The organism is Alkalibacterium pelagium, assembly GCF_900109325.1.
Taxonomy (GTDB): domain Bacteria; phylum Bacillota; class Bacilli; order Lactobacillales; family Carnobacteriaceae_A; genus Alkalibacterium; species Alkalibacterium pelagium.
Genome location: NZ_FNZU01000004.1, coordinates 96,800 through 111,650 on the forward strand (window position 1 = coordinate 96,800; position 14,851 = coordinate 111,650).

The window sequence follows — 14,851 nt, forward strand, 5'->3', positions numbered from 1 at the left end:
TTTTGTATGCAGTCTCTAAGTATATTTAGGTTGAGAAAGAAAGCGAGTGATTGAAGTATTTTATAGAATTCGAAATACCGTTGTGTTACAATGTAATACAACGTATGACTGAATGGAGAGTGAATTTGATGACTATATCTTTGCGTATGAATGACAAAGAAGAAGCTTTAATTAGAGAATACGCTAAAGCTAAAAATATCAGTGTATCTTCTTTATTTCGCGAGTCCGTGTTAGAAAAGATAGAAGATGAGATTGATATAGAATTGTATGACAAAGCAATGGCAGAACATTTAAAAGAGGATCAATCCATTTCTTTTGAGGATATGATGAACGAATTGGATATCGAAGCATGAGACGTTATGAAGTGAGGTTTGAACGAAATGCTCAAAAGTCTTTAAAAAAAATGGATCCTCAACAAAAAAGACTCATTATGGCTTGGATAAAGAAAAATTTAGTCGGGACTCATGACCCCCGCATTCACGGGAAAGCTTTAACAGCTAATCATAAAGGGAAATGGCGGTATCGGATAGGCGATTATCGGCTCATTTCAGATATTGACGATCATACAGTAACTATACTCATTTTAGAAGTGGGGCATAGACGAGATATTTACTAAGTGATGCAAGTCAATGCAATAGCCCCGGGTTACTTTATCTCAGCAAATACAGCACCTATTCGTGCAGATGAGAAACGGAACAAGGAAATCCTTGATCGCATTCCTGCAGCACGCTGGGGGCATCCAGCAGAATTAATGGGTACAGTAGTGTTTTTAGGTAGTTCTGCATCAGACTATATCAATGGGCATGTTCTAGCTGTTGATGGGGGTTGGCTGGCTAGATAAACGGTCATAATACTTAATAGAGGGTTCCGACTGAACAGCTTACTGTCTCAGTCGGAACTTTTGTTATAATATATGGTATATTTTATCATGCAAAAGCTGGTAGCAGAAGATTTTCGGAATGCTCATATATATACAGCAACAGTTAAGCGATTCTGGTTGTCATGGTGTATGATGGAAAAGAGGAAGACTAATTCGTGTGAAAAAGGCGGGAAAGCTATGAAAGAGGAAAAATACTATGAACTGCTCAAGGACAGTTTTAAAACATCGAGTGAAATCTATACGGAACTGATCAATCTGGAGGCGATCCAGAGTCTGCCTAAAGGAACGGAACTTTATCTATCTGACGTGCATGGGGCGGACTTGGCGTTCGATCATATTCTGCGAACGGGGGCTGGAAATGTTCGTGAGAAAATCGGCAACTGCTTTAGTGACAGCTGGGATGCTGAACGGATGGACCGCTTCAATCTGCTGATCAGCTATCCTGAACAGGCGCTTGATGATGATGAAGGGATTTTTGAAAAGGATAAGGACTGGTATAAGCAGACGATAAGAGATTTAATTACATTCATGCAGTTCTGTGCAGTAAAATATACCCGGTCCAAGTTGAGAAAAGCACTTCCGGAAGAATACACCTATATAATAGAAGAACTTCTGTACACTGATCTCTCTCAAGGAGAAAAAGATGTCTACTATAACAATATTTTGAGCCGACTGATCAGTCTGAATCAGGCTGAACCCTTCATTGCTGCATTGTGTCAGGTCATTCAGCGGCTGGTCATTGATCATCTTCATCTCGTCGGTGATTTGTTTGATCGGGACTGTGGAGAACAGTTGGTTATGGACCGACTGATGGCGCATCACTCTGTTGATGTGCAGTGGGGCAATCACGACATCTTGTGGATGGGGGCCATGTTCGGATCGAAGGCCAATCTCATCACACTGCTTCGAATTGCTGCACGGTACGGCTACTTGTTCGAACTTGAAAAAGCATATGGTCTGAATCTAAGGCCGCTTTTCCTGTTTGCGGACAGCCACTATGAAAGCAAAGACGCGTTTCGGCCCAAGGAAGGCCCTTCGGAACATGTTTTCCGGGAAGAAAGCAGAGAGCTGCTGACGAAAGTTCACGAAGCGCTGGCTGTCATTCAATTTAAACTGGAAGGACAGATCATTCAACGCCGACCGTCTTATGATATGGCCGACAGGCTTCTTCTGAATGAGATCGATAGAGAAAACGGAACGATAACGATTGACGGACAAGTCTATGACCTCTCTGATTTTCCGTATGATCAGTTCGATCCAGACGATCCGTATCAGTTATGCGATGAAGAAAAGTATAGTGTACAGACGCTGATGGAGAGTTTTCAGCACTCAGAAAAACTGAACCGATACACTGATTTTCTGCTGGATAAAGGCAGTATGTATCTAATTTACAATGATCACCTGCTTTATCATGGCTGCCTGCCACTTACGGAGGATGGAGAACTGGACAGTTTTTCATTTGAAGGAGAGGAGTTGTCCGGGCGTCAGATGCTTGATGCCTTCGACACATACGCAAGAAAATCAGCCGCAGACCGATCGATAACTGATGACTACGCGACGGATTTACTCTGGTACGCCTGGTGCGGTAAGAAGTCTCCCCTTTTCGGAAGGGACCGGATGACTACATTCGAGCGGTATTATATAAAGGACTCGGATACCCATAAAGAAAATCGGAACCCGTATTTTCAGTTGAGAGACAACAAAGCCGTCATGAGTCACATCCTGAAATCATTCGGCTTAAGTCATGAACGCTCCACCATCATCAACGGACATACACCTGTGAAGGTCAAGAAAGGCGAACTGCCTGTGAAAGCTGACGGGAAGCTGATCGTCATTGATGGCGGAATGAGTGCAGCTTATCAGGAAGCTACGGGAATTGCCGGCTACTCACTGATCAATAATTCATATGGCTTTCAGCTCGTTACCCATCAGACCTTTGAATCCGTTGAGAAGCTGTTCGAAGATTTGAGAGATGATACGCAGTTGAAGCAGGTCATCGATGGAAAGAGAGAAAGAAAGCTGATCAGAGATACGACAATCGGAGAAAGCCTGCAGGAACAGATTGAGGATCTTCAGGCGCTGCTGGTTTATCTTCATACTAAAGCCTGACAAGGCACCCTGCTCAATTATCCATGCGGGACGATCGAATTGGATGAGAATGTAGCCGATCTAGTCAACCAGGCGGATGACCCTCACAGACAGTGATTGGTCAGAAAAATCATGAACTGACGATACCGGGAAAAGTCACGATGGTATTTTCGATGTGAAGACTGTTTTCGTCTTTTCTGAAACCGGTCAAAAAAGAAGAAGCGAGTGCAGGACTATGACTTTTCTTATTCTCTAAAAGGCGGTGTACTTTGGGCAAATGAGCGACGTTGATTAACCGTAGGGCTTATTGTTTCAAGAGGGGAGATAAAGCAATGGAAACTGCAGATGTCCTGCTAGTTATCGATATGCAAAATGGGGTCTGTCACTATGAGGATCAGACGATCAGCCGGTTTGATCAGCTGACTTCCGGAATAAATGATCGGATCGCTGCTTACGAGGACGCATCAAAACCTGTCATTTTCGTCCAGCACGATGATGATTATCTGGTCAAAGGGAGCGACAAGTGGAAGGTGATTCCTGAACTGGATACGACGCACGCGTATCATTATATAGAAAAGACACATCCGAATGCATTCTACCAGACCGAGCTTAAATCCATCCTGGATCAGCTGGACGTCCAGTCCATTGAAGTGTGTGGAGCAGAAACGCACTACTGTATCGATTCGACTGTGAAATTTGCTCATGGTTCAGGCTATGCTGTCTATATGAAAAAGAAACTGCACAGTTCATGGGACTCAGAATGGATGACCCCTGACGAAATCGCTGACTTTTACGAACAGATCTGGACCGACCGTTTCCTTATATTCATCTAAACTTATGTTAAGAAAACGTGTATTGAAAACACATCATTTTATATAGAGAGTGTCCTTTGGAAGTATTAAGGACACTCTTTATTTTAGATAGGTATAAAGTAAATTGACTTTATATCCAAAGCCGAGTAAGCTAGTTGAAGACTCATTTTTCAGTCGGAGGATAATTATGCAGAATAATTTCAAGTTGTTTTTTAAATACGTCAGTCTGAACATGCTCGGTATGCTGGGCATCTCTTTTTATATACTGGCAGATACCTTATTCATTGCTCAGGCACTGGGACCTACTGGCATTGCGGCGCTGAACTTGAGTATTCCGGCGTTCGGAATCATTCACGGCTTTGGACTGATGCTGGGTTTGGGCGGAGCGACCCGATACAAGATTCTTTTATCGCAGAATAAGCTGGATGAGGCCAAGCGCGTCTACTCGCAGACTTTCCTGTTTGCAGTAGGTATGGGGATCTTATTTATGATGATTGGGCTCTTCGGAGCTTCACCGATGGCACGTGCTCTCGGGGCAGATGCTGAAACATTTGAAATGACAGCCGTCTACCTAAGGACGATCCTGACATTCGCCCCGTTTTTTGTACTCAACAATATGCTGCTGGCCTTTGTCAGAAACGATGGCGATCCTTCTCTGGCTATGTATGGCATGGTCATCGGAAGCGTGCTGAATGTCGTTCTTGACTATATCTTCATTTTTCCGATGCAGCTTGGAATGTTCGGAGCGTCACTGGCGACAAGCGTATCGCCCATTGTCAGTCTGATTATTCTATCCATCCATTTCTTCACGCCGGGCAATCAACTGAAGCTGTCATTTCAGAAAATTGAAGGCTGGCTTATCAGAGATGTAACCTATTTGGGAGCATCTGCCTTTATTAATGAATTGTCTGCTTCTGTCGTTATGTTCTCTTTCAATACGATTATTTTCAATCTGGAAGGGAATAACGGTCTGGCGGCATATGGCATTATTGCCAATATTTCGTTCGTAGTCCTGTCCTTATTCGCCGGCATCGCTCAAGGGGCCCAGCCGCTGTTAAGTGAAAGCTACGGGCAGAAAGATCTGAAAGGGATGAAGCACGTTCTCGTTTTGTCCTTGCTGACCACATTGGTCTTAAGTCTAAGTGTTTATGGAGGGACAGCGGCCTTTACTGAAGAAATTATATCAGTTTTCAATAGTGAAAATAGTGCACATATTGCCCGAATGGCGACAAGTGGTCTGCTGATTTATTTTATCGGCTTTGTGTTCGCGGGAATGAATACGATTCTGACAAGTTACTTTGGCGCTACAGATCAGCCAAACAGAGCCTTGCTCTTTTCGCTATTAAGAGGTGGGCTTCTAATCATCCCGTTAGCCATCGTGTTGAGTTATTTCTTCGGCATGAACGGCGTCTGGTCATCCTATGTCCTGACCGAAGCACTGATCGTCATGGTCATCGCCTTCATTATTAACCCGAACAAGCGGATGAAGAGAAAAAAATAAAATTGAAGATCATCTTGTAGAAAGAGCCTTTCCCCAGAAGTTAGACCCAAAATCTAACTTCTGGGGGTATTTTTTTGGCGAACAGTTTTCTTATCGTTAGATTCCATTTTTACTTACGGTCGTCCTTTGTTCATTGTTTTTTATCATGACATCCTCTTCTGTAAATTTTTATATAAAGACCATAGCATGCAGTAAAGGGTATATTACTAGCTAATTAGTCCCTAGTTACTTAAAATGAAAACAGACTAAAATTGTCAACATCAGGAAGGGAATGGGTGATTATGACAGAAAAGCAAGTAGGGGGCGTTATCGTTCTATTTGGTGGAACAGGTGATTTAGCGAAATCAGAGATTATTCCAGCCTTATACCAGTTGTTCCAGGAAGGTAATTTTTCTGAACAGTTTGCTTTGATCGGTGTGTCGCGTACGGAAATGTCAGATCAGGAATACCGAGACTTTGTTCGAGAAGCGATGGAAAATGTAGTAGACAAGGATACCATTGATGACAGCTTTTTCCAGCACTTCTTCTATCAGGCTGCAGATAATACGGAACTGAACGATTTCAAAAATCTATCGGAAACCATACAGAAAGCATCAAACGAATGTGAAGCCGATCCGTCATATATCTATTACTATTCAATCCCACCTAGTGTGTATGATGATACGACGAAAAATTTAAAAGAGTCCGGTATTTTGGATTATGAAGGGAGCCATCGTGTTGCGGTTGAAAAACCCTTTGGAGAAAGCCTTGAGTCGGCAGAAGAGTATTACGATTTACTTCAAAAGGCGTTTGATCCTCAAGAGATATACCTAGTTGATCACTTCTTGGGCTTTGAGTCATTACAGAATATACTCGTTACACGACAGGCCAATCCATTTCTAGAGGCCATATGGAACAGCGACTACATCGAGCAGGTGCAGATTTCACTGCCAGAAGACTTTTCAATCGGCAGTCGAGGGGCATTTTATGATGAAAATGGGGCATTACTGGATATGTTCCAGAACCATATTCTGCAAATTTTAGCAGTGGTAGCCATGGACTTGCCGGAAGAGATGGACGATAAGGAATTAAACGAGAAAAAATTGGAATTATTCAAATCTATTCCTTCCTTTAAGTTGGAAGATGTAAAAGAAAAGGTTGTTCGTGGGCAATATGATACCTACCGCGAAGAAGACGATGTGCCAGAAGAGAGCCATACGGAAACCTATATAGCCATCGAGCTTGAAATTGATTCGGATCGCTGGTCTGATGTGCCGTTTTATGTGCGCACAGGAAAATCGCTGGCGGAGAATCATCTGACCGTCGATATTCTGTTAAAAACGTCATCAAAGATGTCAGTAGATGAACAACCGCGACTGACCTTTTCTATTGAACCACAACTGGGTATATCTATGGTGGTGCATCAGAAACATCCGACTGAAAATGAAGAGGTCCTGGCTGCGGCTATAGGGCCGGATAAGGAAACCTGGAAGACGATTCATTTCCCGGAAGCATATGAGAATATTATATCGGATATCTTAACAGATAGTGAAAGACACATCGGCACGTTCGAACAAGTAAAGGAACAATGGCGGATCACTGATTCTATTCGAAAAGCATGGGAAGACATGCCAAAACCTGACTTTCCAAATTACAAGACCGGTGAAATAGGACCAGAAAAAGCAGAAGACTTGCTCAAAAGAAATAACCATTCCTGGATTTATCGGATTTAGTCCATCTTTAAAAAGGATATATGCAAAAACAACCGCCCCTTCTTTGATGAGTGGCGGATTTTTTTGCTGAGAATGATCTTCAAAGTACCTACTTGTATTGAACCGCCCTCCAGAAGCTAGACTCAAAATCCAACAGAAGATCTCTTTCATAAAAAAAGCTTATTGTTACAAGCGATTGTTGGTACAATATATAGGAATGCTGGATTTTACTGCAATCTGTCTATAATAACATGTATTGTCTAAAAAAAGACTGTGCTATAATGCGATAAAAATAAAGCGTTTACAATATAGAGAGTAGGATTTGATATGTTTGAAAAACCTGAAAAAGGAGTTTGGAGTACAAACCATTCTGATAAATGGCAGGATGGATATTTTGTAGGGAATGGTGAAACAGGAGGGATTATGTACGGAAAAAGTACAGAATTTAGCTTAATAGTCAATCACCATTCACTCTATTTGAAATCTAATCGAATGGATAGTATACCCGATATTTCTAATCGCCTTACCGAGTTAAGAGATACCGTAGAAGAACAGGGCTATCAGAAAGGGATCGATTTTTTTGAAAAAGAGGCACTCAAAAAAGGGTATAAAGGACTTACAATGAGTGATGTATTCCATCCAGGAGGGGAAATTGAATTTGTAATCAATCCTTCTATTTCCAGTCAAACACTAAATTACATAAGGACACTTGACTATGAAACAGGTTTGATCCGTGAGTGCTTTTCTACGGGAAGCGGACAAGAATTCAGTAAAAAATTATTCGCATCAAAAGTGGAAAATGCTTTATTCTTTGAACTCCGTTGCGACGGCTTGTTTTCAGTATTCTTCTCATTTAAAGAATATGACCACCCCGACCTTTCTCAAAAAATCTTTTTAACTGAGAACAACAGAATCGAGGTTGTAAACACATACATGGATGGGAGTAATTATAAAATAGTCACAGAATGGGATACTGATGGCAAGATCATACTCAAAGATAATGGAATAGCTGTTGAGGATGCCACAAAATTAACAATGAGAGTTGGTGTCAACTCCGAAAAGTCTTTTGATATGAACAACTTTGAAACGGTAAAAAAAGAACATATCAGAGCACATAGTAGCCAGTATAATCAGGTATCTCTGAATCTGTGTCATGAAAAAGACAGACCTAAAAGTCTTGAAGAATTGCTTGATTTGTTAGAGTCGAAAAAAAGTATTCCTGTAATAATATTTGAAAAGCTGTATGATGCGAGTCGCTACTTTATTCAATCCATGACTGGACCCGCTTTGCCTAATTTGCAGGGGATATGGAGCGGAGATTTCAACCCACCATGGAGTGGAGATTTTACTTTCGATACAAATGTACAGTTAGCAATTGCTTCTCTGGCCAGTCTCGGGTTGTTCGAGAATTTTTCCGGGATATTTGAAACATTAAAAACATATGAAGATGATTTCAGAATGAATGCTCATAACTATTATGGTTGTCGAGGGTTCTTAGTTCCAGTGCATGCCAGTACGCGCGCTTTACATGTTCATTGGAATAGAGAGTGGCCGCTTATATTTTGGACTGCAGGTGCAGGTTGGTTAGCCTATTTCTACAAAGAATATTATGACTATACCTTGGACAAACGATTTCTTGAACAAACAGCTTTACCATTTTATGAAGAGACCTTGCTGTTCTATGAAGATTTTATAGAATATGAAAACGGCGTAGCCAAATTCAGACCCAGTTATTCAGCAGAAAACGGTATGGGAGATAATTCCACGATGGATATAGCCATTGTAAAAGCAGTTATTAGCTATTTAAAACAAGCGTGTATTGTTTTAAATATGGGTATACCTGAAAAATATGAGGAACTTGAAAATAGCCTTCCTGCTTATATGGTTGATGAAAAGGGTGTGTTAAAAGAGTGGATTGATGAATCGGCTGTAGAGAATCCTAACCATCGGCATTTCTCAAACTTGTATCCGGTATTTCAGACTAAAGAAATTACCCCAGACAAACCTGATTTATGGAAAGCTGCAAATAAAGCATTTGATAAGAGACTTGAAGCATGGTTGTTAAATGAAGACGGGGACACTTCATCTTCTCATGGAAGAATGCACACAGCTATGTGTGCCATTGCGATGGAGCGCTCAAGAGATGTGGAAAGTGCAATAGGAGAATTAGTTAGAAACCAGTCATTTTTCCCTTCGTTAGCTACAAGTCATTACAATCACCAGAATGTGTTCAATGTAGATGCCAATGGCTCATTTCCTAAGATTATCCATGACGCATTGATTTATGTAGAGAAGCCGGGAGTTGTGAGTTTATTTAAAGCAGTGCCTTCCTGGCTGGAAAAAGGAACAATAAAAGGAGTGAAATTACCAAATACTATTACTATCGAAAGTTTTACCTGGGATATTAATAAGCGTACGTTTATATTAAACTTAATATCAAAAATTACACAGACTCTAGTTATTCAATTGCCAAAAGGATTTGAATCGAAAGAATTAAAAACAAGTATGATAGAAGTAAATGTAAAGGCGAATAAATCCGTTAGCATTTTTAGCTAGAGACATATCAGGGGCTGAGCTGATTGAAGAAAAAGATGAAAAATAATCCTTATATATCCATCAGGCAAAAATTGCTGGGATCTTACTTTGTAATACTAATCATACCTATAGCCTTGGTCGGAATATACCTGACTATGAGTATCAGGAATAATCTTATTTCGAATAAACTGGAAGAAATTGAGAATAATAATGAACGAATCCGATCAGATTACGTGACTACGCTTACATCGATAACAAGAGTATCCGACTGGATCTATCAGGATGAAGATTTAGCTTCTTTAGTTACTACAGTATATGATGATCCTTTCGATGTATATCAGGCTTATGCGCAGTACCAGATGATTGAGGACTATTTAAGATATTATGATGAAATCGAACATGTTAGATTTTTTGTGGATAATCCGACTCTGACAAGTACGACAGGTATCTACCATGCAAATGATAGCATTCAGGAGCAAGAATGGTATCAGGAGAGTGTAAGCCGTAACGGAAGAATCGCTTGGGAAGTGATTACTGACCATATTACTCAAACGACTCACTTAAATTTAGTACGTTCAGTCTACAGTAATTACAATTTCATTGGGGTTCTTGCTATCGCAGTTAACCAGGAGGTCATTAACAGTATATTGAATGATTCAGCCAGTAGTGTGTTCATAACACTGGACAATCAGACCCCTCTTTATAGTTACCCTCAATACAGTGATATAAATGAGGCCTATAGCCAGTACAGGCCCGTTCTTGAGACGGTAAGAACTGAAGAAGGGAATTACGGGATAGTCGATTCGGATCGTTTTAACACAGACTTCACTCTAAATATAAGAGATGTGGTTATTCCCAAAACCTTAAATTCCACAATGCAGGTCATAGGTGTTGTTCCAACGGACAGTATCTTGGAGGATGTAAGCAGAGATCTGAGAGTAGCTTACGTTATTATCAGCAGTGTCTTAGCTATAAGTATTTTAATGCTGGTTATATTTATCAGAACATTTAATAACAGAATAATGAAATTGAAAAAAGCCATGTCAAAAGTTGCCAATGGAGAATTTTCAATCGATCGATCCATTAAGGGTAATGATGAATTGTCAGATGTATATAATCACTTAGTTGATACTTCCAGCAGTATTGAAAGCTTGATGGCAATAAACTATGAGCATGCAGTAAAAGAAAAGAACTGGCAGTTGCAACTCAAAGATACACAATTCAAAATGCTTGCCAGTCAAATCAATCCTCATTTTTTGTATAATACACTGGAAATGATCAGAATGAAGGCTTTGAGAAATAAAGATCGGGAAGTTGCTGAAATCATCAAAATATTAAGTAAGCTGATGAGAAAGTCTCTGGAGACAACAGAAAAAGAAACATCTCTAGAAGAAGAACTTAACTTTACAGAGATGTATCTTCATATACAAAAGCTGCGTTTCGGAGAGCAGATTGATTATTCTATAACTAATACTGCAAGTGCGGACTTAGTCATTATCCCTCTTATTATACAACCGATAGTCGAAAACTCCTTTATCCATGGAATAGAACCAAAAGTAGGTAAGGGATATATTGATATAAATATTATAGAAAATCAGAATAACTTGGAAATATCAGTTAAAGACAATGGTGTAGGTATTTCAAGGGACAAATTAGCTGAAATCAGACATGTTCTTTCTTCTGAAGAAGAAAGTTCTCATATAGGTATTAATAATGTGCAGAAGAGAATCAGACATTTTTACGGGGATCAGTACGGATTATATATCGACAGCAAAGAAGGCGAAGGGACACATGTTACGATTGTGATTCCTCAAGTAAATAAAGGTAAAGAAGGTGAGAATAGATGTACTCAGTGATCATAGTCGATGACGAACCTATAGTGAGAGAAGGTATCGAATATTTGATCGATTGGAAAAAAGAAGGATTTGAGATAATTGATTCAGCTGAAAACGGACTGGAAGGCCTGGCTCTTATCACTGAGAAAATGCCAGATCTTGTGATAACAGATATTAAAATGCCAGGATTAGATGGACTTCAAATGGTCAAGCAGGCTCAGGAATCAAACTGCCAAACTAAATTTATTATTTTGTCTGGTTATTCAGATTTTAAATTTGCACAAGATGCCATAACATATGGAGCTGTTCAGTATTTATTAAAGCCAATTGATGAAGAAGAACTTATGGGTGTCTTATTTAAAGTAAAGCAGCAGCTGGCAGAAGAGTTAAAGGATGAAAAAACTAAACGTTATGTTCAGAGCTATATTGAAAATCAGCAGATTTATTCCTATGTCATCCATGGTGAAAAGACAGAAGAAGTTGAGAAGTTGAGACCATACTCTATATTTAAATTAATCAAACTATCAGACAATGGTAGAAAAATCAATACTAAAATGATCGTTGAAACGTGCAACACTGTACTAAATGAGAGGCACTATATCTACACTTACGGAGATAGTGTATTTATACTAGTAGCCGCAAATTCTGATATTACATTGGATGATTTAATTGCTCAAATCAATTCAGAAAATCAGTTGAATGTGACAATCAGTTCAGTAGAACGAACTATTGAGCATGTTCCCGACCTCTATAAAGAAATTAAATTTCTAGATTCTCAGCGCTATTTCTACCCTAATAAAGGCATAATGACTCAACAGGTACTGAACAAAAATAATGCCGTGCATACGCTAGACAAATTGATAATTAATCTTAAGCTTGCGATAAAAGACAATCGGAAAGAAGAAATTGAGGAAACAATAGATTTTTGCGTAGATTATTTCCAGGTAACTAAACAAGATAGTCAGATCGTGAAAAGAGAGTGGTCGATCATTTTTATGGAATGTGTGGCATTTCTGGAAGCGAGTATGCAGAAACCAATTAAAGAAATAGAGAAAGATAAGCTTCTTTCAGTAATCTGGAAAGAAAGTTCTATCCAACAGACAGCTCATTTTCTTAAATATGTATTTTATGACTTTGGTCGGTTCTTTTACGAAACAAATGAAAAACAAGATATTGTAGACGAGATTAAAAGATATACTGAAAGAAATTACCATAAAAATCTAAGTTTGAAGGAACTAGCCCAAGAGTTTAATTACAGTCAATCGTATTTAGGTAAAAAATTCAAGTCTGATACAGGGACGAGTTACCATATGTATCTTGACGATCTCAGATTAAATAAAGCTAAAGAGCTGTTAAAAGATAGCAATCACTATATTTATGAAATTGCTAAAAAGGTTGGGTACTCGAATTACGATTATTTTCATAAAAAATTTAAGAGTAAATTTAATATAAGTCCTAAGGAATATCAGAAAAAGCAGGAAGAGGGTGATTAATCATGAAAATAAAGCAATCTACTGAAACATTATTTTATAAAATTACACAATATATTTATTACTTTTTTAGTCTGAATGCTTTGTTCTTACTTTGTAACACGTTATTTTTCTTGACTGTGTGGTCAATTCCTTTAAGTATAAGCAATATTATTATTTTCGCAGCATCACTTATACCGGCAGGTGCGAGTATTACCAGTCTATTTTATACTATGGGAAAATTGAACAGGGATAAAACAATTTCGCCTTTTAAAGACTTTTTCAACTCGTATAAAGTGAATTTCAGACAAAGCACGCAATACTGGGGACTGTTTTTAGTCGTCAGTGTTATCTTGATAGTCGATATTCTTTTTGTTTTACAAAGAGGTTGGCTGGTTTTAACGGTCATTAGTATAATCCTGTATACAGTATTCATTCTATCCGCAATCTATGCATTTTCCCTGCTTTCACGCTTTGAAGTATCCTTAAAACATCTGGTCATATTTTCAGTCTATCTTACTTTCAGATATAAACGAATTACATTTTCGCATCTGTGCTATGCTTTCGCATTCAGCATGATCATGTTCGGGTTTTTCAGATTCGCTGTATTATTTATTTTCTCCGTTACCGCATTTTATTTCATGAGAAGTAATGAAGGAATATTGGAAGAGCTAAAACATGAATTTTCTCGTGAAAGGGAGGAGTTTAATGTTTAAAAGAATTAATCTCAAAATCATACTGCTATTTTCTTTGGTTGTCCTTACAGCCTGTCAGGATTCATCTGAAGAAAGCGACACCGAAACGGTTACTAGTGAAGAATCTGTTCAATTTGTAATGCCTCAATCAATTATGCCATCTGAAATTTCTATTGTGTCCGATGAAGATACAATTGAATTACTACGAGAGAATGCCCGCTGGTATTCAGAAGAGCTGGATCATACAGATGAAACAGCCATTGCTTATTTCATTGAAGACCTCAGAGGAATAAAAGGGAAGAGGATCGAAAAGAAAATAGAAACATCAGAAAATCTTTCTATTACTATTGCAGATGAACAGGAAACTATAGATTTACTAGTCTGGAATGAAGAAGAGATAGTTGTTCAGGCAAATGATGTAATGTTTCAAGTAGAGCAGTTACCTGAGTCTATATCACCATTTAATAAGTTATTTCTGGAACCAGCTGTTGAGTTGGGACAGGATACGATCAGCGAACTAGTTTTTAGAGGCGAGGAGGAAGTCACTTTGAATCAGACCACTAATATGACAATGGTCGAAACGCTTCCTTTTATAAGTGGCTGGTATCTACACGGACCTTATGATACTGATTTTTCTGTTGAGTTTAATTGGATGGGACAAATGCTCGACAGCTTTAGTCGGCTGCATGGAAAAGAGGCCGAACAGAATATAGAATCGGTAACAAAAACGATAGAAGTACGAGGTAGCGAGAGTAATGAAACTCTGGAGATAGGAGAACCTGATAACGAAGGCTATACACTGGTTAAAGTTATGAGTCAGAATCAGCATTATCTTGTTCCATCTCAGATTATTGATGCCTACCAGTTTGAATTTCTGGACATTGCTGATAACTTTGTTGCACTGATTCCATTGGATGCAGTTGAAAGAGTAGAACTGGATAATGGAACAGACCGTTTCATCCTGGAAGCTGATCATGAAGTCTCATTAAATGAAGAAGGAGAAGTATCAACAAATCATGCATTTTATTTCAATAATGAGCCGATTGAAGAAAATGTTATGAGACGAGCCTATCAGTATTTAGCTAGATTATCTTATTACGATGAAGTGAGCCCTGAAGATAAAGAAAAACGCAGTGAAAGTGAAAGCACAACTATAAAGTATCATTACCTCAATGAAGGAGAGACAGTGGAGAAAATAATTAATTTATATCCGATTGAGGGAACAGACAAGTATATTGTCGAGAATGACGGGGTCATAGAGTTCACTATGACAAACGACAGAGTGTACGATCTCATTGAAGCATTCAGTGATTTGAATAACTAAGTAAAATCTGGACATTTTTTC

At 38.9% G+C, this 14,851-nt stretch carries 11 protein-coding genes and 1 pseudogene; all 12 read left to right on the forward strand.

Features of this window, described 5'->3' with window-relative positions; all coding sequences use genetic code 11:
* Positions 1–128: 128 nt before the first annotated feature.
* The 12 genes and pseudogenes from relB (at position 129) to BMX79_RS04615 (ending at position 14,830) form a co-directional block, all read left to right on the forward strand.
* Positions 129–353 carry a type II toxin-antitoxin system RelB family antitoxin gene (gene relB, locus BMX79_RS04560; protein WP_256212655.1) on the forward strand — a complete coding sequence of 75 codons (225 nt, stop codon included), beginning with the start codon at positions 129–131 and terminating at the stop codon, positions 351–353.
* Positions 350–616, forward strand: coding sequence for a type II toxin-antitoxin system RelE family toxin (locus BMX79_RS04565; protein ID WP_091479651.1), 267 nt, complete (start codon positions 350–352; stop codon positions 614–616). Before relB ends, BMX79_RS04565 begins: the two co-directional genes overlap by 4 nt.
* Before the next feature lie 3 nt (positions 617–619).
* Positions 620–841: pseudogene (locus BMX79_RS04570) on the forward strand (SDR family oxidoreductase); the annotation flags it as partial.
* A 216-nt stretch (positions 842–1,057) separates the two neighbouring features.
* Complete coding sequence (locus BMX79_RS04575; RefSeq protein ID WP_091479653.1) at positions 1,058–2,989, forward strand: fructose-1,6-bisphosphatase; 1,932 nt, start codon at positions 1,058–1,060, stop codon at positions 2,987–2,989.
* A gap of 311 nt (positions 2,990–3,300) precedes the next feature.
* Entirely contained in the window at positions 3,301–3,801 is a 501-nt protein-coding gene (locus BMX79_RS04580) for a cysteine hydrolase family protein (RefSeq protein ID WP_091479655.1), read from the forward strand.
* 166 nt (positions 3,802–3,967) lie between these two features.
* Positions 3,968–5,281 (forward strand): MATE family efflux transporter, encoded by a 1,314-nt coding sequence (locus BMX79_RS04585; protein WP_091479657.1) that lies wholly within the window; start codon positions 3,968–3,970, stop codon positions 5,279–5,281.
* Positions 5,282–5,562: 281 nt separating this feature from the next.
* Positions 5,563–6,993: a glucose-6-phosphate dehydrogenase gene (gene zwf, locus BMX79_RS04590; protein ID WP_246117633.1), complete on the forward strand. Its 1,431-nt coding sequence runs from the start codon at positions 5,563–5,565 to the stop codon at positions 6,991–6,993.
* A 306-nt stretch (positions 6,994–7,299) separates the two neighbouring features.
* Entirely contained in the window at positions 7,300–9,528 is a 2,229-nt protein-coding gene (locus tag BMX79_RS04595; RefSeq protein WP_091479662.1) for a glycosyl hydrolase family 95 catalytic domain-containing protein, read from the forward strand.
* A gap of 23 nt (positions 9,529–9,551) precedes the next feature.
* On the forward strand, positions 9,552–11,363 hold the full coding sequence (locus BMX79_RS04600; protein WP_091479665.1) for a sensor histidine kinase: 1,812 nt from the start codon (positions 9,552–9,554) through the stop codon (positions 11,361–11,363).
* Positions 11,364–11,407: 44 nt separating this feature from the next.
* Positions 11,408–12,835, forward strand: coding sequence for a response regulator transcription factor (locus BMX79_RS04605; RefSeq protein WP_256212656.1), 1,428 nt, complete (start codon positions 11,408–11,410; stop codon positions 12,833–12,835).
* 2 nt (positions 12,836–12,837) lie between these two features.
* A complete protein-coding gene (locus BMX79_RS12805; protein WP_091479670.1) occupies positions 12,838–13,527 on the forward strand; it encodes a DUF624 domain-containing protein in 690 nt (229 codons plus the stop codon).
* Positions 13,520–14,830 (forward strand): hypothetical protein, encoded by a 1,311-nt coding sequence (locus BMX79_RS04615; protein WP_091479671.1) that lies wholly within the window; start codon positions 13,520–13,522, stop codon positions 14,828–14,830. Before BMX79_RS12805 ends, BMX79_RS04615 begins: the two co-directional genes overlap by 8 nt.
* Positions 14,831–14,851 lie beyond the last annotated feature (21 nt).

Excerpts from the sequence above, each read along its gene's own strand:
- BMX79_RS04595 (WP_091479662.1), top strand. The coding sequence starts at position 7,300 with ATGTTTGAAAAACCTGAAAAAGGAGTTTGGAGTACAAACCATTCTGAT.
- BMX79_RS04565 (WP_091479651.1), top strand. The coding sequence starts at position 350 with ATGAGACGTTATGAAGTGAGGTTTGAACGAAATGCTCAAAAGTCTTTA.
- BMX79_RS04580 (WP_091479655.1), top strand. The coding sequence starts at position 3,301 with ATGGAAACTGCAGATGTCCTGCTAGTTATCGATATGCAAAATGGGGTC.
- relB (WP_256212655.1), top strand. The coding sequence starts at position 129 with ATGACTATATCTTTGCGTATGAATGACAAAGAAGAAGCTTTAATTAGA.
- BMX79_RS12805 (WP_091479670.1), top strand. The coding sequence starts at position 12,838 with ATGAAAATAAAGCAATCTACTGAAACATTATTTTATAAAATTACACAA.
- zwf (WP_246117633.1), top strand. The coding sequence starts at position 5,563 with ATGACAGAAAAGCAAGTAGGGGGCGTTATCGTTCTATTTGGTGGAACA.
- BMX79_RS04615 (WP_091479671.1), top strand. The coding sequence starts at position 13,520 with ATGTTTAAAAGAATTAATCTCAAAATCATACTGCTATTTTCTTTGGTT.
- BMX79_RS04575 (WP_091479653.1), top strand. The coding sequence starts at position 1,058 with ATGAAAGAGGAAAAATACTATGAACTGCTCAAGGACAGTTTTAAAACA.
- BMX79_RS04585 (WP_091479657.1), top strand. The coding sequence starts at position 3,968 with ATGCAGAATAATTTCAAGTTGTTTTTTAAATACGTCAGTCTGAACATG.